This is a genomic window from Alkalilimnicola ehrlichii MLHE-1 (assembly GCF_000014785.1).
Taxonomy (GTDB): domain Bacteria; phylum Pseudomonadota; class Gammaproteobacteria; order Nitrococcales; family Halorhodospiraceae; genus Alkalilimnicola; species Alkalilimnicola ehrlichii.
On sequence record NC_008340.1, the window covers coordinates 863,853 to 887,258 of the forward strand.

General features: G+C 66.2%; 22 protein-coding genes. 16 read left to right on the plus strand and 6 right to left on the minus strand.

Annotation, left to right across the window (positions count from 1 at the left end; all coding sequences use genetic code 11):
* The 4 genes from MLG_RS04000 to MLG_RS04015 all read right to left on the minus strand — a co-directional run bounded on the left by MLG_RS04000 (position 1) and on the right by MLG_RS04015 (position 4,123).
* Positions 1–471, minus strand: coding sequence for a Csu type fimbrial protein (locus MLG_RS04000; RefSeq protein ID WP_011628526.1), 471 nt, complete (start codon positions 469–471; stop codon positions 1–3).
* Positions 468–2,756, minus strand: coding sequence for a fimbria/pilus outer membrane usher protein (locus MLG_RS04005; RefSeq protein WP_198003239.1), 2,289 nt, complete (start codon positions 2,754–2,756; stop codon positions 468–470). Before MLG_RS04005 ends, MLG_RS04000 begins: the two co-directional genes overlap by 4 nt.
* A 99-nt stretch (positions 2,757–2,855) precedes the next feature.
* Entirely contained in the window at positions 2,856–3,608 is a 753-nt protein-coding gene (locus MLG_RS14710; protein WP_011628528.1) for a fimbrial biogenesis chaperone, read from the minus strand.
* Between the two features lie 23 nt (positions 3,609–3,631).
* Complete coding sequence (locus tag MLG_RS04015) at positions 3,632–4,123, minus strand: Csu type fimbrial protein (protein ID WP_011628529.1); 492 nt, start codon at positions 4,121–4,123, stop codon at positions 3,632–3,634.
* A 428-nt stretch (positions 4,124–4,551) separates the two neighbouring features.
* On the opposite strand from MLG_RS04015, the gene MLG_RS04020 reads away from it, so the two are divergent.
* Genes MLG_RS04020 through MLG_RS04045 form a run of 6 tightly spaced genes read left to right on the plus strand, consistent with a single transcriptional unit; the run spans position 4,552 to position 11,650 of the window.
* A complete protein-coding gene (locus MLG_RS04020) occupies positions 4,552–6,825 on the plus strand; it encodes a TonB-dependent receptor (RefSeq protein WP_011628530.1) in 2,274 nt (757 codons plus the stop codon).
* The gene (locus MLG_RS04025) at positions 6,825–7,502 is read left to right on the plus strand and encodes an urease accessory protein UreH domain-containing protein (protein ID WP_011628531.1); all 678 of its coding nucleotides are present in this window, start codon (positions 6,825–6,827) and stop codon (positions 7,500–7,502) included. Before MLG_RS04020 ends, MLG_RS04025 begins: the two co-directional genes overlap by 1 nt.
* Positions 7,503–7,559: 57 nt before the next feature.
* On the plus strand, positions 7,560–8,570 hold the full coding sequence (locus MLG_RS04030) for a polyferredoxin-like protein (protein ID WP_011628532.1): 1,011 nt from the start codon (positions 7,560–7,562) through the stop codon (positions 8,568–8,570).
* Entirely contained in the window at positions 8,557–9,570 is a 1,014-nt protein-coding gene (locus MLG_RS04035) for a 4Fe-4S binding protein (RefSeq protein WP_011628533.1), read from the plus strand. Before MLG_RS04030 ends, MLG_RS04035 begins: the two co-directional genes overlap by 14 nt.
* Positions 9,567–10,829 carry a double-cubane-cluster-containing anaerobic reductase gene (locus MLG_RS04040; RefSeq protein WP_011628534.1) on the plus strand — a complete coding sequence of 421 codons (1,263 nt, stop codon included), beginning with the start codon at positions 9,567–9,569 and terminating at the stop codon, positions 10,827–10,829. Before MLG_RS04035 ends, MLG_RS04040 begins: the two co-directional genes overlap by 4 nt.
* Positions 10,826–11,650 (plus strand): acyl-CoA dehydratase activase, encoded by an 825-nt coding sequence (locus MLG_RS04045; protein ID WP_011628535.1) that lies wholly within the window; start codon positions 10,826–10,828, stop codon positions 11,648–11,650. The genes MLG_RS04040 and MLG_RS04045 overlap by 4 nt, the downstream gene beginning before the upstream one ends.
* Positions 11,651–11,681: 31 nt before the next feature.
* On the opposite strand, the gene MLG_RS04050 is transcribed toward MLG_RS04045, so the two are convergent.
* Together MLG_RS04050 and MLG_RS04055 are read right to left on the minus strand one after the other, a co-directional pair.
* On the minus strand, positions 11,682–12,695 hold the full coding sequence (locus MLG_RS04050) for a 2-oxoacid:ferredoxin oxidoreductase subunit beta (protein ID WP_011628536.1): 1,014 nt from the start codon (positions 12,693–12,695) through the stop codon (positions 11,682–11,684).
* Positions 12,692–14,578, minus strand: coding sequence for a 2-oxoacid:acceptor oxidoreductase subunit alpha (locus tag MLG_RS04055; RefSeq protein WP_011628537.1), 1,887 nt, complete (start codon positions 14,576–14,578; stop codon positions 12,692–12,694). The genes MLG_RS04050 and MLG_RS04055 overlap by 4 nt, the downstream gene beginning before the upstream one ends.
* A gap of 517 nt (positions 14,579–15,095) precedes the next feature.
* Here MLG_RS04055 and MLG_RS04060 point away from each other — a divergent pair.
* The 10 genes from MLG_RS04060 (at position 15,096) to MLG_RS04105 (ending at position 23,392) form a co-directional block, all read left to right on the plus strand.
* Positions 15,096–16,430 carry a tyrosine-type recombinase/integrase gene (locus MLG_RS04060; RefSeq protein ID WP_011628538.1) on the plus strand — a complete coding sequence of 445 codons (1,335 nt, stop codon included), beginning with the start codon at positions 15,096–15,098 and terminating at the stop codon, positions 16,428–16,430.
* Positions 16,427–16,945 (plus strand): hypothetical protein, encoded by a 519-nt coding sequence (locus MLG_RS04065; protein WP_011628539.1) that lies wholly within the window; start codon positions 16,427–16,429, stop codon positions 16,943–16,945. The genes MLG_RS04060 and MLG_RS04065 overlap by 4 nt, the downstream gene beginning before the upstream one ends.
* Before the next feature lie 78 nt (positions 16,946–17,023).
* Complete coding sequence (locus MLG_RS04070; protein ID WP_041717899.1) at positions 17,024–17,212, plus strand: helix-turn-helix transcriptional regulator; 189 nt, start codon at positions 17,024–17,026, stop codon at positions 17,210–17,212.
* Positions 17,209–17,403: a hypothetical protein gene (locus tag MLG_RS04075; protein ID WP_041717900.1), complete on the plus strand. Its 195-nt coding sequence runs from the start codon at positions 17,209–17,211 to the stop codon at positions 17,401–17,403. The genes MLG_RS04070 and MLG_RS04075 overlap by 4 nt, the downstream gene beginning before the upstream one ends.
* Positions 17,394–19,397, plus strand: a complete 2,004-nt coding sequence (locus MLG_RS04080; protein ID WP_011628540.1) for an AAA family ATPase — start codon at positions 17,394–17,396, stop codon at positions 19,395–19,397. Before MLG_RS04075 ends, MLG_RS04080 begins: the two co-directional genes overlap by 10 nt.
* Before the next feature lie 283 nt (positions 19,398–19,680).
* Positions 19,681–19,875 (plus strand): hypothetical protein, encoded by a 195-nt coding sequence (locus MLG_RS04085; RefSeq protein ID WP_041717901.1) that lies wholly within the window; start codon positions 19,681–19,683, stop codon positions 19,873–19,875.
* Positions 19,876–20,077: 202 nt separating this feature from the next.
* On the plus strand, positions 20,078–20,449 hold the full coding sequence (locus MLG_RS04090; protein ID WP_011628541.1) for a hypothetical protein: 372 nt from the start codon (positions 20,078–20,080) through the stop codon (positions 20,447–20,449).
* Positions 20,449–20,685 carry a hypothetical protein gene (locus tag MLG_RS04095; RefSeq protein WP_011628542.1) on the plus strand — a complete coding sequence of 79 codons (237 nt, stop codon included), beginning with the start codon at positions 20,449–20,451 and terminating at the stop codon, positions 20,683–20,685. The genes MLG_RS04090 and MLG_RS04095 overlap by 1 nt, the downstream gene beginning before the upstream one ends.
* Positions 20,682–22,211, plus strand: a complete 1,530-nt coding sequence (locus tag MLG_RS04100; RefSeq protein ID WP_011628543.1) for a hypothetical protein — start codon at positions 20,682–20,684, stop codon at positions 22,209–22,211. The genes MLG_RS04095 and MLG_RS04100 overlap by 4 nt, the downstream gene beginning before the upstream one ends.
* Positions 22,212–22,252: 41 nt before the next feature.
* Positions 22,253–23,392, plus strand: a complete 1,140-nt coding sequence (locus MLG_RS04105) for a phage major capsid protein (protein WP_011628544.1) — start codon at positions 22,253–22,255, stop codon at positions 23,390–23,392.
* Positions 23,393–23,406: the final 14 nt, after the last annotated feature.

Consider the following 23,406-nt stretch of genomic DNA (forward strand, 5'->3'; position numbering starts at 1 on the left):
CTAAAACTCGACGGTGGCCGTGATGGTGTCGTCGTAGACACCGGCTGCCACATTCTGGTCGGCGAACACCCGTCCGTAGACCGGGTAATACCGGGTCACGGTCAGCACCCCCAGCGTATAACTATCGGTCACCGTCGCCGTATCGTCGGTGCCGTCGCCCCAGATCTCGGTGCGGGCAGTATCTACATAGAGGTTGTAGTCCAGGGTGTCGGTCGCGCTGCTCAGCGCGCGGGGGTGGTAGCTGCCCCCGGTGCCGGGATCCAGGCTGATCTCGTATGACACCAGCAGGCTCACCAACCCCAGCAGACTGCAACTGACGCTGACCTCGCTGGCCCCATCCACCTGGGCCCCGGTGATCGGGTCGTATTGGCCGAAGGCCAGCGGGTCGGCGCTGATAGAGCAAGTATAGGCCTGGGCCGATCCGGACCCGGCGGCGACGAGGAACAGGGAAAGCCCGATAGCTCGCTTCATTCCGGCGGTACCTCCTTGCAGGTGACGGGACCGATGCGCGGCTGCGGCCCGGCATCGGCGGGACGGGTGATCTGCGCGGTGCACGCGCGCCCGTCCCAGCGGGCGGTGAGCCGGGCGGTGTCCCGGAGGCCGGTCACGTACACCCAGCCATGGTGCGCCACCGGGAAGCGTTCGTCATGCTCCGCCAGGCGCACCGTACTGCCGGCCGGTAGGGGGTCCCCCTGCTCATCCACCAGTTGCACCAGGGCGCCGTAGGCGGGGGCGATGTCGAAATGGGCCAGCACGCCGCTGCGGCGCCGGGGAACCACCACCAGTTCCGGGCTGTCGATGCGGGCCTCCAGGGGGATGTCGTCCAGTTCAATGGCGAGCCGTTGCGCCTCGTAGGCACGCAGCCGGGGCACCAGGGCCATGGCGCGCTGGTTGCTGCGGGCCACCAGGTGGTTGTTGCGGTAGATCCCCACCCCCGGGTACTCGCCGGTGCGCACCACTGCGAAGCCGTCGTCGATACGGCGCGAGGCGAACAGGCCGCCATCCATATAGGCAAAGCCGCCGCGCAGTCCGGCGCGGTAGGCGGTTACCCCGGCGCGTTGGGCGGCCGCCACGTCGAAGCTGGTTACCGCGGTATTGCCCCGCAGGCGGGCCTCCAGGCGTTCATTCGGCCCGTCCTCGGCCAGAACCCGCCAGCCGATACCCGGGCCGGGCGGTGGGCTGCGTTGCAGGCTCACGCCCTGGCGGCGGCTGTCGCCGTCGCGGGAGTGGTAGGCGCTTCCGGAGGTCCGTGTGCCCAGCCGGCGGGTCAGGGTGATGCGGATGCTGTGATCGCGGTCCCCCAGCTCCGTCCGGGTCAGGGAGATGGACAGGGCCGTGTGTTCACCCAGTCGGCGCCGGTGGCTGAGGGTGTAGGAGCGAAAGGTGCGGCTCTCACGCGGCTCCCGGTAGAGGGTGGAGGCGGCCCAGGAGCCGTGGCGGCCGAAGGAGCGGCTGACGTGGGCTTGGGCCTGGTAGCGCGGCAGGGCCCCGGGCGGCGCACCCAGTTGGGTGTAGTGGCGGCTGGCGTGGCTCAGGCGCAGCCCGAAGCTGTAAGGCCGGGCCTGGCGTAGCAGTCCGGCGCGGGCAAGCTGGCCCTCGCCCGCGTCGGACTGGCTGACGGCCAGGGTGAGATCTGCAACGGCCCAGTCCAAGAGCAGGTGACTCAGTGAGAACCCGCCGGTCTGTTGATCCTCGGCGATCTCCAGGCGGCCCTCGCCGGTCAGCGTGGGGCTGAGCCCATGGCGAATCAGCCCGGCACCGAAACCGGTACCGTAGCGGTGGCTTTCCCGGCCGAAATCGCGGCGCAGTTGGCCCAACGCCAGGTGATAATCCGTCAGCCCCGGTTTCAGCAGCCGTGGGTTGGCGTGATAGGGCTGGGTCACCACCTGTTCCCGGCCCAGCAGGTCGCGGATCACCAACTGCATCTCGCCTTCCCCGGTGACCACCGGTGGGTCACGGATCTCGAAGGGGCCGGGCGGGACGTCCCGCCGGAGGGCAAGCCGGTTGTCCACGTAGAGTTCCAGTGTGGAGGGCAGGGGGGTCTCGCCGGCCACGGTGGGCGCCGCCGTGGTGCTGAAGTAGGGGTCCAGGGAGAAATCCGTGCCCCATTGGATGCCGCCGAAGCGCATGGGCGAGCCCCAGGCCCCGGGCCGGGTGGTGCCGTCCCCGATGCGCAGGCGCCGGCGCTGTTCCGGTTGGTCCACCGTCCACTCCGTCTCCAGGCGGACCCACTCCCGATCATCGCCAAAATCCTGCAGCAGCCATGTCCCGCCGCCACTGCCACCGGCCCCGAACAGCCGGGTTTCGAACAAGCCACTGGTATCCACGTGCCCGGAACCGCGCTGCTGGGCGTGCAGGTCGTAGTTGAGAAAGGCGCCGCCGGGGCCGGGCGAGGGCGGATGCCGCCGGGGGGTGGGGCTGATCCGGTGGGGGCGGAATATCGAGGCCGGCCCGCTGATGTGCAGTTCCTGTTGCGGCTCGTCGATGCGGTATTCCAGTTCCGCGATCGCGTCCAGGGGGTAGTGGGGGCTCCCGCCGCGGATGAGCGGGGCGCTGTCGGGCAGGCGCAGCCCCAGTCGCTCAATGTCATCGCGCGGTAGATAGACCAGTCCATCCAGCTTCAGCGCGAAGGCGCAGAATGGCGCCAACTGGCCATTGACCCGGGGTACCAGCAGCACCAGTTCGGCATCCGCAGCGACCGGGCAATCGGGCAGCGTCTCCGCCCGTGCCGGTGCGGCGGCCATCAGTGCCGCCATCAGTATCAGGAGGTGGAAAAGTGGGATCGCGCACCGGGGCAGGCCCATGGGGGTGAGATCGGGGCGCTCAACCGTACCGCTCAGGTATCCGGTCTGCCCTCACTCCATTTCGATTTCCGCATTCAGGGCCCCTCGCGGGGTGATGGCGGACAGGTCCAGCCTGGCGGCGTCGCCCCAGTCGGCCTCCTGACCGAGGTGCCAGTGGGAGGACTGGCCGGGGAGCAGGTAGCGGTGGGTGCCCAGCGTGGCCACCTGTTGTTCCCCGGTTTCGGGATCGCGGGTGGCGACCCGCAATTCCTGTACATGGGCGTGGATGTTGCCCAGGTTCTCGGCCCGGATCTCCAGACCGCCCGACTCAAGGGCGTGGACCGTCCAGCGCAGGTCGGGCCTTTCACCGCCCTCCGGCGCCACGAACAGCGGCACCCCCAGGCGCAGGATCACCTGCAGCCGCGCACCGTCACCCTCGGTCGGTGGGGGGCTCTCCTGCAAATAGATGCGGTAGGCCTGTTCGACCGCTCTGGTGGAATCGGCATTCCGGCCGGCGTGGGCCACCCGCACCACCTGGCTCTCACCGGGCTCCACGGTGAAGATGGGCGGGGTCACCAGTACCTCATCTGTGGGCGCGTGGATGTCCTCGCCCTCCTCCTGGGTCCAGTGCACCACCTCCGTCTGGATCACCCGGGACCGGTCGCCGTGATTGCGCAGGGTCAGCGCGGCGGCCGGCGTGTCTTCGTCCAGATGCACGCGCAACGGCGTCACCTGCAGCCCGGAGGCCGCCGACAGGGCGGGCAGGGACAACAGCAGGCCGGCCAGAAGGGCGGCCGTCCAGAGTACGGGGTTCCCTTTGCGCATGTGTGCCTCCCTTCGGGGTCCGCTTACCATTTAACCGTGACTTCGATCGTGTCTACGTAGTTACCGACCGCTACGCTCTGTTCGGCGAAGATGCGCCCATAGACAACGTAGGATTGTTCAGAGCCAGTGCCGGACAGGCCGGTGAGCTCGGCGCCGGAGTCGATGTCGCCCCAGCTGGTCCCTCCGTGGTTGTCATGGTAGAGGTCGTATTCCAGGAAATCGGACTCGTCCGCAAGGGCCATGCGGCGTTCGCCCTCCGCGCCGGTATTATCCCCGTCATCCAGCCCGATGTCGTAGGGCGTGTCGCTGGTGCATTGCACGCGGATCTCGCTGTTCTCGTCGAGAGGGGTATCCGAGAAGGGGTCGTAGGTGCCGAACACCAGGTTGTCGGCATCCACCGTACAGGTTGGGTCCACCGTAGCAGTGACGTCGAAGGTGGCGGTGTCGGTTTGGGCCACGGCGGTCATGGAGGCGGGGTACAGCGCCGCGAGGGCGAGCAGCAGGCGGAATTTCATGACGGGTGGATCCCTCTTCGGCTGAATCAAGGTCGGTATTTGATAACCGTTTCTCGATTATCAGTGCCTTATGCCAAGAATAGCACAGAGGTAGGGCGTCGACTGGGTCAACGTGCGGGCCGCTTCGTGTGTTTGCGCCAGCCAGGCCGCCTTGCCGGGTCGGCGCGGACCAGGCGGCTGCGGCATATCCCATGACGCCGTGGGATATGCCTGGGTTCTCCCGGCTTACCTGGGCCGCGTTGCACCACTGCCAGGCGCCATCGGGGTTCGCCTGGCAATGGAGGTGCCACGATGAGACTATATAAAACAGCATGTTTTATATAGTTTTGGATTGCATCTAGTTCTTCCTCCAGGTTTTTCTCTGTTGGCATGGTCATTGCCAACCTCTCTGATCGACGACCCGCGATAACAGAGAGAGAAAGCAGACCATGATCAATGCTGCACACAGGCGGATCCGGCCACCCCTTCCTGCCCTTGGCGCAACCGCTGCGCTGCTCACTATTCAGCCCCTTGCCACCACCGACGCCGGTGAGCCGCCGGAATTGCCGCCCATACGGGTCGAGTCCACCACCATCGACGACCGCTTCGCCGGTGACGAGACCAATCCCACCGCCACCTCCTTCGTCCGCGGTGACGAGGTGGACGCCGCCGCCGCCGAGCATATCGAGCAGGTCCTGCGCCGTATCCCGGGGCTGACCGCCGACACCCGCACCGGCTCCGATGACGCGGTCAAGATCAAGCTGCGGGGCGTCGAGGGCCAGCGCTACATGGGCGAGGACCCGGGGGTGGCCATCATCATCGATGGCGTGCCGGTGAAGGAGGACACCGGCCGGGTCAATATCGATATGGATAACATCGAGTCCATCCGGGTGATCCGGGGCAGCGCCTCTTACCTCTACGGTGAAGACGCCCTGGCCGGTGCCGTGGTGATCACCACCAAGCGCGGGGCCGACATGGCCGGCTTTCGGACCGAGGGGGCCCTGGGCAGCCACGGGACGCAGCGCTGGTTGGGCCGGGCGGGGTATGCGGACGAGCGGTTCAATGCTTACCTGCAGGCCTCGCACCGGGAGTCGGACGGCTGGCATGCCCGCGCCGGCTACGAGGCCGACTACCTGAACGGCAAGCTGCAGTACTACCTCGACGACTACAGCGATATCACCTTCAACTTTGAGCACACGGACCGGTTTCGCGATGAAACCGGCACGGTCCGTGGCCGCAGCCAGGCGGAGCGCGATCCGCGTAACCGGGAGGCGCAGCGCGGCTCCTACACCCGTAACTTCCACCTGGACCTGGCGCGCTACTCGGTCACCTACATGCGCGACCTGCGCGCCGCCGGCGAACTGACCCTGAGCGGTTACCGCTTCACCGACGAGACCTGGAACTGGTACGCGCCCATGCGCTACGACGGCGACGGCAACGCGGTGAACGACGCCGATCTCTACGAGAGCCGCAGCGACAAGGAGCAGGTGCAACGCGGGCTCAAGGCCGAGTGGCGCAACGACGGCCAGCGGTTCGCCGGGCTGTTGGGGCTGGACCTGCGCGAGAACACCTACGAGCAGGAGAACCATTACATCAATGACAACAAGCCGAGTCCGTCGCCCTTTGCGCCGGTGCGGGAGGCGGGGACGCGGAGCGCGGACCACGAGACCGATGAGACCATCCGCGCCGCCTATGGCGAGTTGAAGTGGCGGCTGGCCCCGCGCTGGACCCTGACCGGAAACGCCCGCTTCGATCACACCCGCCTGGAGCACAGCGACCACATGGAGGGCCGGTCGCTGGACCGCAGCTTCAACGTCTGGTCCTGGCGGGCGGGCAGCGCCTTTCAGGCCAGTGACCGGCTGACCTTCTTTGCCAACGCCTCCACCGGGTTCCGCAACCCCACCGTGGGCCAGTTGTTCGCTGGTGGCTTTGAGGACGACACCGCCGGCAACCCCGACCTGGACCCGGAGGAGGTGATCAACCTCGAGCTGGGGCTGCGTGCCCGGACCCGCTGGCTGGGGCAGCCGGTGCGCGCCGAGCTGACCCTGTTTCAGATGGACCGGGACGACTTCATCCTCCGCCAGGCCGGGCAATACGCCACCACCGCCGAGGAACAGGAGGCCCGATACGAGAACATCGGCGGTGCCCGCCACCGCGGTCTTGAACTGGCCCTGAGCGGCGAGGCGGGGCAGCGGGTGAGCTGGGGGGCGGCCTACACCCTGCTCGATGCCCGGTTCACCGATTACGACAATTTCAACCTGGCGCTGGGGAACGCCCGCGGGGAGTTCCTGGGCGAGTGCGACCAGGTCACCCTGGACGACCCGCGCAGCCAGTACTGCGTGGAACGCCACGACAACAGCGGCAACCGCATCCCGCGGGTACCGCGCCACACCCTCAACCTGCTGGTGGATTTCCACCTGACCCCGGCCTTCACCCTGACCACGGAGAGCCACACGGTCTCCTCCTGGTTCGCAGATGAACTCAACGAGTTCGAACTCTCCGGTCACACCGTCTTCAACCTGGTGGGCAACTACCGCCAGCGCCTGGGCCGGGTGGATCTGCGCGCGTTCCTGCGCGTGGACAACGTCTTCGACCAGTGGCACTACGAGCGCGCCTCGGCCTTCTACGACAACAACCAGGACGGCGAGTACGACTGGGAGGACGTCACCTTCCTGGTGAACCCCGGGCGCACCTGGACCGCCGGTCTGGAGGCGCGCTTCTGATGGCAGGCGGGGTTGGCGGGCTGGTGGCCGAGGGGCTCACCGGCATGACGCTGCCGGCTGCGCTGGCGCTCGGACTGGTCTACGGGGTCAGCGCCTGCGCCGTGGTCTGCCTGCCCTTTCTCGGGCCGGTGCTGTTCGCCACCGGTGAGGGGCCGGGGCGCGCCTGGCGCCGGCTGCTGCCCTTCTCGCTGGGCCGGATCGCCGGTTACGCCGGGATGGCCGGCCTCTCGGCACTGGTCGGGGCGGTGCTGCTGGAGGGGCTCGGCCGGTGGCCCGCCTGGCTGCTGGGCGGTGCCGCACTGGTGCTGGCCGGTTACCTGGCCTGGGGCGGGGGCGGCGCCAGTGATCGGGGTTGTGCCCGGCGCGGCGGTGCCGGCGCCGTACCGATGACCGGCGGGCTCTTCGTGCTGGGCCTGGGTATGGCCCTCAATCCGGCCTGCGCGTCCCTGCTGCTGGTGTTGCTCTCCGCCGCCGCCATGGGGTCGGTCAGCGAGGGGGTGTTATTGGGCCTGACTTTCGGGCTGGGCGTCTCGGTGGGGCCCTTTCTGGTCTTCGGTGTGGTCTTCGCCCAGCTCGGCGCGGCGGTTCATCAATGGCTCTGGCGCTGGCGCGTGGCGCTGCGTCGCGGTGCCGCGCTGCTCCTGGGGAGTTTCGGTGCGGCCACCGTCTGGTTATAGGGGCGTGGGGCTAGGCCCCATCACCCAACACACATTGAAATGGGGGGATTGCTTGCGATGTCTGTCTCTTGGCCTACCCGTCTGTGGGGGGCGCTGGTGTTACTGGCGCTGTTGGGCCCGTGGGGCGCGGCCCAGCCGGTGGAGGAGGCCGGTCCACTCTGGTTGTCGGATGCCCCGCCCAATGAGGCCTATGCGCAGCGGCTGCGCCGCAGCCACGGCGGTGCGGTGGAGATGGGCCGGGGCGGCAGCACCGCCAAGCGGCTCTGGCTGCGCCATGGCGCGGTGCCGGAAACCGCCGGCTACACGGACGAGGCGGCCGCGGAGGGGTTCGATTTCCGGGTGACCACCCCGGCGGGGGAGGCCGAGCGGCTGCGCCCCTTTGTCGACGAGGCCGGGGTGGGGCTGCACTTTCCGATACCGGAGGAGGGCTTCTATAACGTCTACGCCACCCGCCGACAGGTCCGGGACGGGGTGCTGGCGGTGGAGGTGGTCAAGCATGAGTTGCTGCGCCACCTTTGCTCCGAGGGCCACGACTATCCCATGACGCTGGTGGCGCCGCGCCACCTGCCGGAGCTCCCGCTGGAGATCATCCGGCTGCGCCAGCCGGATGAGGATTTCCATACCCGGCTCCACTCCGGTGACACCCTGCGCTTTCGGGTCCTGCGCCACGGGCAACCCCTCGCCGGGGCGACCGTCCGGCTGGTGAGCCAACGGGGCTGGCGCAACCGTGCGGTCACCGACGCGGACGGGGAGGTGGCCTTTGAGCTGATCCGTGACTACTACCCCGACTGGCCGGAGTTCCGCCGTCGCCACCGTGACCGTTTCCTGGTCATCGCCGAGCACCAGGAGGCGCGCGAGGGCTCCCACGCCGGTGACGCCTACCAGGCCGCGCGCTACACCGTGACGCAGCCGGGCTTCTACACCCCGCCGTCCCGGGAGTACCGCAGTTATGCCTACGGGTTGAGCGTTGCCGGCACGGCGGCGCTGGTGGTGGCCGTGTTCACGTATGGCTATCGGCGCCGGCGCTGGAACCCACCCCGGGAGGAGGCCTTCGATGAACGCGATTAGGCACCGTATCCGGCGCTTTCTGGATGGGGCGGACATCCGCCGCTTTCGCTTCTGGGTGCAACTGGCCGCCTTTGTGCTGCTGACCTATGGCGGTTATCTTGCCATCGACTTCGGCAGCAGCCTGCCGACCTTCTCCTGCGTGTTCAATCAGGAGGGGCGGGCCGGCGTCTGCTACCTGTTCCCGCTGCAGCACCACACCCAGATCAGCTGGGATACCGTCTTCGGCTGGCGGGGCGTGATCCTGGTCACTGGCCTGGTCACCTTCGTCGCCTGGCTGATCTTCCTGAACAAAGCCTGGTGTGGCTATGTCTGCCCCCTGGGCACGATCCAGGACTGGCTGACCCGGCTGCGCCAGGCCCTGGGCATCCGCTACACCGCGCTCAGCGAGACCACCCTGCGCCGGATCCGGCCGGTAAAGTTCGTCCTGCTGGCGCTGCTCATCGCGCTGCCGCTGTTCATCGTCAACCCGATCGTCGGGGCGACCCTGCCCGATGATGCCAGCGTGCCCTTCTGCAAGATCTGCCCGGCACGCATGGTGATGCCGCTGTTCACCGGCGATGTCTCGCAGCTCAGCGTGGACTTCTCCACGGTCACCGCCATGGCCTTTACGGCGGTGGGCATGGCCATCACCGGTTTGTTTTTTGTCGGGGCCTTCATGCGGCCGCGTTTTTTCTGCCTCTTCTGCCCCATGAGCGCGCTGCACTATCTGTTCAAGCCCATCGGGCTGCTGCGCCTGCGCAAGACCGGTGACAAGTGCACCCGCTGCGGCAACTGCTACCGGGTCTGCGATATGCAGATCAAGGCCATCGCCGACGACGTCGAGCGCCGGCACATCATGACCGACGACTGCATGATGTGCCTGAAGTGCGTCGCCGCCTGCCCGGAGCGCGATGCCCTGCAGGCCCGCTTCATGGGCATTCCCATCTACCGCTCCACGGAGGAGGGGTTCGAGCGGCGCTTTGCCCGCGCCACCCGCCAAGAGCACGAGGATCAGCGATGAGCCGCACCCGCGAGATCATCCACAAACGCCACGGCATGGAGTCCAAGGAGACCTTGCGCAAGCTGGTGCACGAGTTCCCCGACAACCCCGCCGGGATGGACTACTTCTACGCCCTTTTCGAGCGGGCCTACTGCGATGGCGAACCGCTCCACGAGGGCAGGCCGGTGGTGGGTACCCTCTGCGTGCAGGCCCCGGATGAATTGGTCCGGGCCTGTGGGGGGGTGCCGGTCCGGCTGTGCAACGGGGCCTACGCCCTGGACCAGGTGGGGGCGGAGCACCTGCCGGCGCGCAGTTGCCCGCTGGTGCGGGCCACCCTGGGGGCGTTCGAGAGCCGGGCGGTGGCGCCCATGGATCAGTTGAGCCTGGTGATCAACCCCACCACCTGCGATCAGAAGAAAAAGGCCGCCGAGCACATCGCCAGCCTGGGGTATGAGGTGTACAGCCTGGAGTTCCCGCCGGTGAAGCACAGCGAGCAGGCCCGGGAATACTGGCGCAGTTCCGTGCGCCGGTTCGCCCACAGCCTGCCGCGCTACACCGGGCGCAAGCTCACCCGCCGCCGGCTTCGCCGTGCGCTGCACGAGGTGGACCGGGCCCAGGCGGAGTACCGGCGGCTGCAGCGGCTGCGCCAGGCCCGGCCGACCCCGCTCTTCGGGAAGGATGCCTTCCTGGTGACGGGGGCGTACTTCTTCGATGACCTCGGGCGCTGGACCGAGGCCCTGCGGGCGCTCAACGACGAGCTGGAGCAGCGGGTGGCCGACGGCTTCGCCGCCGCCCAGTCGCGCGCCCCGCGCATCCTCTTTACCGGGTCCCCGCCGATCTTCCCCAACCTCAAGCTGCCCATGCTCATTGAGCAGTCGGGGGCCATCGTGGTGGCCGACGAGGTCTGCTCCGCCAACCGGATGCTGCACGACCGGGTCGCGGTGGACGAGTGGTTTCTCTACGACATGGTGGATGCCATCGCCGACCGCTACCTCAAGCCCTGCACCTGTCCCATCTTCGACACCAGCGAGGACCGCCGCCGCCGGCTGCTGGAACTGGCCCGTAGCCACCATGTGGACGGCGTGGTCTACCAGGCCTTCGCCGGCTGCCAGGTCTACGAGATGGAGCACCGCGCCATCGCCCAGGCCCTGCAGGCGGAGCAACTGCCGGTGATGTACATCGAGACCGACTACAGCCCGGACGACATGGGGCAACTCTCCACCCGCGTGGAGGCATTCGTGGAATCACTCAAGGCGAAACGGAGGCGGCGAACGGCATGAGCTTTTACATTGGCATTGACATCGGGTCCACGGCCATCAAGGTGGCCCTGGCGGATGCGGACGGTGAGAAGGTGGCCAGCCGGGTGGACCCTACCGGGGCCGACTTCCGGGCCAATGCCGTGCGCAGCTTCGAGCGGTTGATGACGGACAACGGCGTCCGCCGCCGGGAGGTCCGTTACATCCTGGCCACCGGCTACGGCCGCCGGCTGTTCCGCGAGGCGGACGACTCCATGAGCGAGATCACCGCCAACGCCGTGGGCGCCCACCGGGTGGGGCAGGCCTACGGCGGGGTGGCCACCGTGATCAATATCGGCGGTCAGGACACCAAGGCCATCGGTCTGGATGACGACGGCCATGTGAACAAATTCGCCATGAACGACAAGTGCGCCGCCGGCACCGGACGCTTTCTGGATGTGGCCGCGCGCAACCTGGAGATCGGCCTGAAGGAACTGGGCGACTACCACCACCGGGTGCAGGGCATGCCCGCCACCCTGAACAGCACCTGTGCGGTCTTTGCCGAATCGGAGATCATCGGCCTGTTGGCCACCGGCCACGGCAAGCCGGAGATCGTCGCCGGCATCCACGCCGCCATCGCCAAGCGCACCGCACGCCTGGCCCGCCGGGTGGGTCTGGGCGAGCGGGTGCTCTTTGACGGCGGGCCGGCGCTGAACACCGGCCTGGTGGCCGCCTTGGAGGAGGCGCTGATGCGTGAGTTGATCATCCCGCCCGAGCCGCAGACGGTGACCGCCTACGGTGCCGCGCTGCTGGGGCGCGATATCGACCGCTCCGAGCGGGCGCTGGCGGAGGAGGAGTTGCCCTGACGCCACGGCAGGCCCACGCCCGCGCCCGGCATCACGCCACCTGCCAGGCGGCCCCCGCCTCCAGCAGCCGCTGCACGTCGCCCGCGGGCACCGGGGGCGGTTCCGCGTGCGCCGCCGCCTGTGGCTCGGGGTCGCAATAGAGGACACCCAGCGCGACCGGGAACTCCGGCGGCTGCAGTTGCGCCAGCAGGCCCGCCAGCAGAGGGTTGCGCTCATCGTGCACCAGCAGCTCGTCCTCGGGCACGCCGTCGTCGGTGCCCACGCGGACCACCTCCAGGGTCAGGGTGCGCGGGTTGAGACGAAGCCCCTTTTCACCGTCGCGGCCGTAGCGCATGGGCGCCCCGTGGACCAGCCGCAGGGTGTTGTCGGGGGCGCGGTCCTTATCGGTGATCTCGGCGAAAACCCGGTCGTTGTAGACAATGCAATTCTGATACAGCTCCACCAGTGAGGCACCACGATGCCGGTAAGCCCGCTCCAGCACCTCCGGCAGGGTCTTCTGGTCCGTGTCCACCGCCCGTGCGACGAACCGTGCGCCGGCCCCCAGGGCGAATCGGGCGGGCACCACCGGATCGTCGGTGGAACCCGCGGCACTGGTGGGCGAGCGGGTGCCGGGCCGTGACGTGGGCGATGACTGCCCCTTGGTCAGCCCGTAGATCTCATTGTTGAACAACAGGATCTGCAGGTCGGTATTGCGCCGCAGGGCATGCAGCAAGTGGTTGCCGCCAATGCTCAGGCCATCGCCGTCACCGGTGACCACCCAGACATCCAGCGTCGGGTTGCCCAGTTTCACCCCCGTCGCCACCGCCGGTGCGCGGCCGTGAATGGTATGGAAGCCGTAGGTCTCCAGGTAGTAGGGCAGGCGCGACGAGCAACCGATGCCCGATATGAACACCTGTTGCTCCCGCGGGGCGTCCAGCCCGGCCAGCGTTTTCTGGATGCCCTTGAGGATGGCGTAGTCCCCGCAGCCCGGGCACCAGCGCACCTGCTGATCCGATGCGAAGTCCGCGGGCTTGCGTTGCTGCAGGACTGAGACGGCCGTACTCATGCGGTTGCCTCCAGGATCGATGTGATGGCGTCTTCGATTCGGCCCACCTTGAAGGGTTGGCCCGTGACCTGCCCCAGGCTGCGGGCGTCGATCCCGAAACGGGCCCGCAGGACGTTGACCAGTTGGCCATTGTTCAGCTCCGGGACCAGGACGTGGTCGTAGCGTCCGAGCAGTTCGCCGAGGTTGGCCGGGAAGGGGCTCAGGTAACGCAGGTGGATATGGTCCACTGCGCTGCCTTGCGCACGCGCGCGGTGAACGGCCTGGTTGAGCGCACCGTAGGTGGAGCCCCAGCCCACCACGGCGAGGCGACCGTCACCGTCGCCCGCGGCCACGGTCTGTGCCGGGATGTCCCGGGCGATGCCGGCGACCTTGGCCGCGCGGGCATCCGTCATGCGCTGGTGGTTTTCCGGTTCATAGGCGATGTGGCCACTGCCCTCCGCCTTCTCCAACCCGCCGATGCGGTGCTCGAGGTCGGGTGTTCCGGGCCGTACCCAGGGTCGGGCACCGGTGGCCGGGTCCCGTTGGTAGGGTTGGAAGCCTTCGGGGTCGTCGGTGCGGAAATGGACCGGAAAGTGCGCCAGGCCGTTCACATCGGGCACCCGCCAGGGCTCTGCGGCGTTGACCAGATAACCATCCGCCAGCACCATGACCGGGACCATATAGCGGGTCGCCAGGCGCACGGCCTCCACCGCCACCTCAAAGCAGTCCCCGGGGGTGGCGGCCGCCAGCACTGCGAGCGGGGCATCGCCGTGCCGCCCGTAAAGCGCCTGGTAGAGGTCGGACTGCTCGGTCTTGGTGGGCAGGCCGGTCGAGGGTCCGCCACGCTGGCAGTTGACCACGACCAGCGGCAGCTCGGCGCTGACCGCCAGCCCGAGGGCCTCGGTCTTCAGGGCGATGCCGGGGCCGGAGCTGGCCGTGACCCCCAGGGCACCGCTGTAGGAGGCACCGATCGCGGCACAGGCGGCGGCGATCTCATCTTCGGCCTGCAACGTCCGCAAGCCCTCGCATTCGATATCGGCCATCAAATGCAACAGGTTGGACGCGGGGGTGATGGGGTAGGAGGCGAAAACCATGGGCAGGTCCGCCCGGGCCGAGCCCGCCAGCAGCCCCCAGGTCAGCCCCTCGGCACCGGTCACGGTCCGGTAGAGACCGGGGGCGCGCTGCCGGGGTGCCACCGCTCGCCGGGGCAGCGTGGCGCCGAGTTCCGCCGTCTCGCCGTAGGCGTGGCCCGCCAGCAGCGCCGCGCGGTTGGCCTCGCGCAGGCGGTCACGGGCTGCGAACTTCTCGTCGATCCAGGTCAGCGTGGCCGCCGGGTCGTGGCCGTACATCCAATAGGTCAGGCCCAGTGCCCAGAGGTTCTTGCAACGCAGGGCCTCGGCCTGGGAGAGACCGAAGGGCTTGACCGCCTCCTTGGTCAACCGGGCGATATCCAGTTCAATCACCTGGAAGCCATCGAGGGTGCCGTCATCCCGCGGGTCCTGTGCGTAGCCGGCCTTGGCCAGGTTGCGCTTGGAGAAGCCACCGCTGTTCAGAATGACCGTACCCGCCGCTGCCAAGTCCGGCAGATTGACTGCCAGTGCGGCCGGGTTCATGGCCACCAGGACCTCCGGGGCATCGCCCGGGGTGGCCACGCGATCAGCCCCAAACTGGATCTGAAAGGACGACACGCCGAAGGGGGTCCCCGCCGGTGCCCGGATCTCCGCTGGAAAACTGGGCAGGGTGGCGAGATCATGACCGGCCATGGCCGTGGTTCGGGTGAATTGGCTGCCGGTGAGCTGCATGCCATCGCCGGAGTCGCCGGCGAATCGCACCACCACCGCGCGGTCGGTGGACGCTGCGGTGGTGAGGGTGGCGCTGGTGTGGTCCTGCTCCTGCTGGGGCATGACATCTCCTCCGGGCATAGTGACGACTCACTCGAATCCGATGCAGGCTCCCGGATTCGAGAAGGCCAGCCTACTCGGAGAGGCTTGCTCCGACAAAGACTATAAAGACGTATTTTTATCTCTCCGGGTTAGGATGGGCCCGGCGCAGGCTGGGGGCGGCCGCGGTGGTGCCCAGGCGGATGACCGACGGGACGGGTGACGGGGTGGTGGAGGTCCGGGCCTCCAGGGGTACGCCGACCAGCAACGATAGCCGAGCGCTGCGAGCGGGCGTCAGACAAGAAAAAAGCCGCCCCGGTAACCCCGTAAGCGGCTGTTTTTCTTTGCTTTGTCTGGTAGGCGCGAGTGGACCCGAACCACCGACCCCCACCATGTCAAGGTTTCATAGAACCCCCGTGCCATGCGGGTCACAGTAATAAAAACAGAAAGATAGGCGTGTTACCAAGGAATGGTAGGGTTCTGTTGTGAAAGATTGTGGTACCATGATGGTCACAGATTGGTCACACGGGAGCCTGTCGCCATGCCCGCCAAAACACTGGACACCAGCATTACTGATGCCGCCACCCGGCGCTTCCTGAAGAATGAGCCGGAGCGGGCAACCTTATGGTGTGAGCGGATTACCGGGTTTCACATACTCAAGGTAAAGACCGGGGGCAGTTGGCGGTATCGGTATCAGACCGCAGACGGTAAGCGCCGCGTGGCCACCATCGGGCGCTATCCGGCCATGAAACCGCAGCAGGCCGCCGAGAAGGCACTAGCCTGGCGCAATGAGAACGTGGACGCGCTGGCAGTAAAGGCCAAACGCACCCGCAATGCCTTGACCGAAGCGCAGAAGGCCGAGCAACGCACGCTGCGGGCCTATCTCGAAGGGCCGTACGCTAGGTACCAGGAGCGCAAGCGCAGCGGCGCGGAAACCCTGCGCCTCATTCGGCACAACTTCACCGACTGGCTAGACCGGGACATGGCCACGTTGGACAGCGCAGACGTGAAGGCGTGGCAGGCCAAGCGTGAAGCCGAGGGCCGGGCATACTCCACGCTGCAACGCGCCTATGGTGCGCTGAAAACGGCCCTGAACCGCGCCGCGAAACATGACGACCTGCTAGACGCGAACCCCCTGCGAGATGTTCACCTTGAGGCCCCACGGTTTGACGAGGTGGACAAGCAGGTAAAAGCGGAGCAGACCGCCCGCCGCCTGCTGAGTGACGAGGAAGTGACCGGGCTGCATGAGGGCTTGCGAGCCTTTGCGGATGAGTTGCGCCGCCAGCGCCGTAACAGCCGAGCGCATGGCAAGCCGGATCTGCCCGACCTGGACGCGGTGGACTACCCGCATTGGTTTATTCCTTTCTGCCACGTTGCCCTTTATACCGGACTGCGACCGGGTGACTTGTACGCGCTCACCTGGGCGGAGCTGAACCCCACGTTCGGGCGGCTGAACGTGATTCCTCAGAAAACCCGTCACCACCGCAACCCCGCCCGCGTGACAATGGATTTAGTGCCGGAGTTGCTGGAGGTGGTGCGGGCCTGGTGGGCGCAGCAGGGCAAGCCTGACACCGGGCTAGTGTTCCCCTCACCCGTTACCGGCTTGCGGATGGACAAGAAAGCCCACCTGAAAGCCTGGCGACGTGTGAAGCGCCTTGGTGGGCTGCCCGACGATCTGGACTTCTACACCTTGCGGCACAACTTTATTTCCAAGCTGGTGGCCGCTGGCGTGCCCCTGCTGACAGTGGCGCAACTGGTGGGCCACAAATCGGCGGGGATGATCGAACAACATTACGGCGACCTGTGCCCCACCGTAGCGGCTGATGCGTTGGCCGTGTTTTCCAAGTCTGTGACACCGAAGCAGGAGGCGGTATGACGGCAGGATGGGCAACCCCGTTTAACTGGACGGATGAGCAGGCCCGCGAAGTGGTGGCGGAGGTTGGCGAGCGCACGGGCACGCAGGAGCAGCGGGAGCAGTTCGCCCGCGCAGTGGGAGCAGTGCTGAAGCGCGGCCAAACGCGGCTGTTTATGCCCGACCTGGCAGGCCAGGCCAAGGGCATGCACCAGGGGGCAGCCACGGTACTAGAATCGCTCAACGCCGAAGCGGCTGACCTTACCGACGAGGAAGCCGACCAGTTGCGTGCGCTGGTGGCTAAGGTGGCGGAGGCCACAGCCGAGGCGGGCACGATGGAGCGGCGGGGAGCCAGCAAGAAAGACCACCAGACCCTAGCCGAGCTGGCGCAGGTATGGCGCTTTGCGTTCGGGCGCTGGCCAAGTGCCAAGCCCACCGCCCCCTTCATGCGCGTGGTGCTGTGGATCAATGCACGAAATTACGCCGATCTGCCGACCGGAAACGGCGCTAAGGCTTATATCGGCCAGGGGACCAAATAAATAATTTTTTCCGGTGACGCCCGTTTTTCCGCCCCTTAGTTCAATGGCCCTACGTTCACAAACGCGAGGGCCATATTCATGTCAGCACAACCCGCCTTTATGCGGCCACAACAGGCCGCCGATTACCTGGGCATTACGCGCCGCCACCTGTACAACATCGCGGAGCGTGACCCCGAGTTTCCCCGCAAGATTGTATTTTCTACCCGCTGCGTAGGGTGGCGCCGGGAAGCCATCGACGAATGGCTAGCCGCCAAGGAGGCGGAATGACCTGGATCACCCCCCACGCTGCCGTGTCCGAATACGGCATCCCCTTGGAGCGTATCGAGGCCGCCATTCTGGCCGGTGAAATAGCCGTTCGGGTGGCGTGCGGTGCGCGGGTGATTGGCCGCGCCGAGGTGGAAGCGCTTCGATTGAAAATGATGAGCGAACGCCGGGAGGCGTGCGACGGATGCGACTAGTAAATGAAAACGCCCCCGCCGGCGGGCAACCGGCGAAGGGCGCAAATGTGAGCGGGCGGCTCAATGGGAATTATAGCAGCACCGACACCGCCGCGCATCTTGCCGAAAACGGTATTCCGGTATTCCCGGTAAACCTGTCCGAGCCGAATGCAGACGGGAAACGGGAAAAGACCCCGTTAACAAAGCATGGCCATCTCGACGCCACAACAGACGCCGAAACGGTGCGGCAATGGTGGCGGCGTTGGCCGAAAGCTATACCCGCTGTTCCGACTGGGAAGGCATCCGGCATTGATGCCCTGGACGTAGACCCCGACGGTTACGAATGGGCCGCCGAGCATTCCGATTCACTGATGATGGCCCAGCGCATTCACCACACTGAGCGCGGAAAGCATTACCTGTTTCGACACACCGATGGCGTGCGCAATTCCAACGGGAAGATTAGCGCCGGTATCGATGTGCGCGGGGAAGGCGGGTGGATCGTCTGGTGGCCTGCAAAGGGCCTAGAAGCGCATGGAGAGCTTGCAGACGTATCCGACGCACCCGAAGCCCTTGCCGATCTGATGCGTGGCGTGCGGAGCAGCACAGAGCGTGACAGCGCTCCTGTTGCTGCCGATGGGGCCGTGATTCCCGAGGGCCAACGGGATAGCACCTTGACACGGGAGGCCGGGCGACTGCGCCGGTATGGCTACAGCGAATCGGAAATGCTGGCCGCGTTGCACGCGATCAACTCCCACCGTTGCCAGCCGCCGCTAGACGCCGATCAAGTGGAGAAGATTGCCCGAAGCGTTGGCCGATACGATCCGGCGCATGAGTTCACGCCAGACAGCGATGAACCGGCCAGCCCTGAGCCGTTCGACCTTGTGGCGGCCAGTGTGGGCGATCTGATACGCACGCCACCGCCGCCCCGCCGTTGGCTGGTGCATGAGCGCCTGCCGCTGGACGTGGTGGCCCTGCTGGCGGCTGCTGGCGGTACGGGTAAGAGCATGGCCACCTTGCAGCTCGCGGTGAGCACCGCCACCGGCTGGCCTTGGTTCGATATGGAGATCAGCGAGCCGGGGGCGGTGCTGATGGTGTCGGCAGAGGATGACCGCGACGAAATCCACCGCCGCCTGTCCGTGGTGCTGGAGCATTACGCCGACGATGCCGACCCGTTCGCCGTTGACGCGTTCAGCGAGTACCACGACCAGCTAGAGCGCCGCCTGTTCATTCTGGACAGGGTGGGCGAGGACAACCGCCTAACCGCCAAGATCGACCGGGAGACGTTGCGCACGGGGTTTGCCAATCGGGTGATTGCCACCGCCGAGGCGATGCCCGAGCCGCCCGTGATGATCGTGCTTGATCCCCTGAGCCGGTTCGATGGTGGCGACCCGAACGACAACAGCGACGGAACCCGCTTGATCGAGGCCGCCGAGCATATCCGCAAGGCCACGCGGGCAACCGTGCTGCTACCCCACCACGTCGCCAAGTCCAGCATGAAGGATTCCAGCGCCGGACAGGAGGCCGTGCGCGGTGCGTCGGGCCTGGTGGATGGTGCCCGGTGGGTGGGCCTGATGCGCGGGATGAATGACGAGGACGCGAAGGAGCACGGGATCAGCGAGGACGATGCCGGGCGCTATGTGCGCTTCAACACCCCGAAAGCCAACTATTCCGCCCCGTGGCCCGGTCTGTGGCTGGAGCGGCGCAAGGGTGGGGTGTTGGCGGCCACGCACCTGAAGCCGCAAAAACTGGCCAACAAGGAGCGCAAGGCCGATGCGGAATATCAGGAGGTGGTGCGCCGTATCACCAAGCTGTTGCAGGACAAGGGGGCGATGCCCAAGCGCCGGATTGAGGACGAATGGGGCGGGACAACCAACGTCTTGAAGGCCGGGCAAAAGCGCGTGCGCGACACCATCCACCGGGCGCTAGACGAGGGGCATCTCGTGGTGCAGACCACCGGCGAGGGCAAGGAGGTTATTGGTGTCCCCGACGCCTGGTTAGAGAGGGCCGGGCAATGAGCGGGCAGCGGGCAAGCAACGGGCAACGGGCAAGCGGGCAAATTGCCCGCCGGAAGTGCCTGCCCGCCTTAGAGCGCACAACCACGCGGGTTTCCAGCGGGCAACGGGCAAAACCCTACTTTGCCCGCGCCTATCGGGAAACCCGCGCCACACAAGGGCGGGCAGCGGGCAACGGGCAACCCCCTACGGGGGCGGGGCAGTAATTGCCCGCCCCAACGGGTTGCGGCCTGAAAGCGCCGCAATACCCCCGGTGGTTCATGGATCAACTGATGAGGAACACCCCATGCGAAACGACGAAGGCACCACCCTGGCCGCGCAGATCCTTGTGCAGATCGAGCAGGCGCAGTTAGCAGGCGTTCACCCCCATGACGTGACGCGGGCACTGTCCGCCACGCTGATGGAGACAACGGCGAAGGGAGACGAGGACCGGGTGGCATCGGTGCTGCGGGCAACGGCGGATGCACTGGTGAGGCGGTGAAGGTGTTACGAAAGGTAACGCTTGCGCTCGAATCAGCCGCCGGTGGCGGGGCAGGGAGGCCCTAGACCCCCACAGAACGAAAGACCCGTACCCTAATGGGGTAGGGTTAGGGAATTGTAAGTACCTGTTTGTGAATGCAATAATGCCGCCACCGTGGTATGCTGTGACCAATATGTGACCACCAGCGGAAACTATCACGGCAATGGGCACCACCACACAAGGCAAACCGCGCCAGATACCCCGGCAATACTCCAACGATTGGTTGGAGCGCCTGGACGGGCGCACGGCGATTGCCAAGGCGGTGAATGATCGCCTTCATCATTTGGTGCGTGACCTTGGAGGCCCCGACGCCCTCAGCTACCAGGAGCAAAGTATCTGCCGCCGCATTGTCTGGCTGGAGGCGCAGATAGAAAGCCGGGAGGTGGCGCTAGCGAAGGGTGAGGATGTAGACGAGGCCCGCCACGTTGCCAACATCAACACGCTTACCGGGTTGCTGAAGGCGGTGGGCCTGGAGCGCCGCTCGAAAGATGTGCCCGACCTTGCGCAATACCTGGCCAGCAAGGAGGCGGGCTAATGGTCATGTGCGCTGCCTGTAAGCACTTCCCCGGCAACGGCCAACTGTGTCCGAAGGCCAAGCGCCACGCCACGCACCACCCGCGCAAGTGTGACAAATTCACCGGCCACCGCCTGAGCTTCGCGGTGCTGCAAGCCCGTTCCCTCGCCACGTTCGCCCGCCGCCACCTGACCCCGGCCAGTTACCAGCGGGTATTGCGCGATGCCCACCGTCTGGCGGAAGAGGTGAGGCGATGACCAACATTGTCGAAGCCTTCACCGACCCGCAGTTGCTAGGCCAGTCGTTTGGCGAGGATACCCGCGAGGCTTGGCGTGCTGTCCTGTCAGGCGCGTTCGCCCTGCCGATGGATGATGACCGCCTTGCCCTGTTTAAGCGGCTGTCAGGCGACCGTGAGCCGCCTCAGCGGCAGGCGCGGGAGCTATGGGCAATCGCGGGTAGGCGGAGCGATAAGACCCATACCGCAGCCGGTATTGCCGTATACCTGGCGACCATCGGGGCGGAGCTGGACGGCACCCTGGCCCGCCTGACCGCTGGCGAGCGTGGTGTGGTTCAGTTGCTTGCGGTGGATCGCCAACAGGCCAAGGTTGCGCTTGGGTACGTTCGCGGCCTGTTCGCTGATAGCCCGGTCATGTCCAGCCTGGTGGAGAAGGAGAACACCGAGGGCGTTTTGCTCCGCAACGGCGTATCTATTGAGGTGGCCACCAACAGTCACCGGGCCGTGCGTGGGCGCACTCTGTTGGCGGCCATTCTGGACGAATGCGCCTTCTTCAAGGATGAGGCGACCGCAACCCCCGATGTAGAGGTTTACCGCGCCCTGGTGCCTTCTCTGGCGACCACCGGGGGCATGCTTGTCGGTATCTCCAGCCCCTACGCCCGCCGGGGGCTGCTCTACAGCAAGTGGCGCAAGCACTACGGCAAGCCCGGTGATGTGCTGGTGGTGCAGGGCGGAACACTGGACTTCAACCCCACCCTTGATCCCCGCGTTATCGCGGAGGCGGAGCAGGATGATCCCGAGGCGGCCAAAGCCGAATGGCATGGGCAATTCCGTGCTGATGTTGAGGGTTTTGTAACACGCGAGGCCGTAGACGCCTGCACCGCACCGGGCCGCATTGAGCTACCGCCGGTGGCTGGCGAGCGGTACACGGCCTTCGTGGACCCGTCTGGTGGCTCCAAGGATGCGTTCACGCTGGCGATCGCCCACCAGTCTGATGGGCTGACCGTGGTGGACGCTATCCGCGCTCAGAAACCGCCGTTCAGCCCGGAGGCGGTGGTTAAAGAGTTCGCCGGTCTGCTGAAGGAATACAAGATCAGCAAGGTGGTGGGCGATCGTTACGGCGGTGAGTTTCCTCGCGAGCTGTTCCGAAAACAGGGCATTGCCTACAAGCTATCTGATCGGCCTAAGTCTGACCTGTATCGCGACATGCTCCCGTTGCTCAATTCTGGGCGCGTGGAGTTGCCGGACAATGGCCGATTGCAAAACGAATTGACGAGCCTGGAGCGGCGCACCAGCCGCGCCGGGAAAGACTCAATAGACCACCCGCCAAATGGCACCGACGATGTGGTTAACGCGGTGGCCGGGTGTATAATTGAGGCAGCAAAACCCAAAGCCGTTCCCCGCGTGCGGCGGATGGGTGATTCGATCAGTTCCGGTTCCAATTCTGGTTCCAGCGTTCTGGATCGAATCGCGCAAGGTCAGAAAGCCAGCGGGAGGTTGGCGAGTACGCGCCGAAGTTTTCTGCGAGATGCAGACGGTTTCGGTTGATTGATGAAAGCGGGTTTTCACTTCAACCGAGGTAACGAGTTATGACGCATCAAGTGAAGGAAATGGTCGAGGGCGTGGCCCGAGACTTCGAGGGGTTTAAGTCCCGCCAGGATCAAGCCCTGTCCGACCTGGACGAGCGCGTGAAGCGTGCCGAGACCCTGGCCGCCCGCAAGGTGGGCATGACCGTGGACAGCGGCGCAGGCATGGGGCCGGAGACCAAGGCGGTACGCGAGTGGCTGCGTGGTGGCGACTTCGACCGCAAGGCCCTGAGCATCGAGGATGACGGCCAAGGCGTGACCGTGCGCAGCGATTGGGCGGATCAAATCTTTAAGAAGATTCGCGAATCCAGCCCCGTCCGCCAGGTGGCTAATAACCTGTCCACCAATTCCAACGAATTGGAGGTTCTGGTTGACCGTGGTGAACCGGACTCAGCGTGGGTGGCTGAAAAGGGCGACCGCGATCCGACTGCCGCTAGTTTCATGTCTCGGCATAAGATCGCCGTGCATGAGCACTACTCGTATCCGAGCGTAACCCAGCAATTCCTGGAGGATAGCCGGCTCGACCTGGAGCAGTGGTTGCAGGATAAAATCGGCACCCGTTTCGGTCGGCAGGAAGCCGAATCCTTTATCAAGGGTGACGGCAACGGCAAGCCTCGCGGCATTCTGGATTACGACACCGTGCCGGATGGTGATTTCGAGTGGGGCGCTGATCCTGCCGATTACACCATCGGGGCGATCTATACCGGCGAATCGGGTGACTTCCCGAGCAACAATCCCGATAACGTGCTCTACGATGTTGTGGACGCGCTCAAGTCGGATTACCTGGGCAATGCACGGTTCATGATGAGCCGCGCCACGATGAACAAAATTCGGAAGCTGCGGGATGGTGACGACCGTGCCTTGCTCCAGATGAGCCTGGCGGAAGGTCGGCCCAATACCCTGCTGGGGTTCCCGGTGGTGATTGCCGAGGATATGCCGGACCCGGCGGCGGATTCCGAGTCGATCCTGTTCGGTGACTTCGGCCAGGCGTACACCATCGTTGACCGGATCGGGGTAAGCGTGCTGCGTGATCCCTACACCCTGCCCGGCTGGGTCCGCTGGTACGTCCGCAAGCGTATCGGCGGGGCGCTGACCAACCCCGAAGCCCTGAAGGCCGTGGTGTTCGGCAGCGAGCCGAGCTGATGAACACCGCCCGC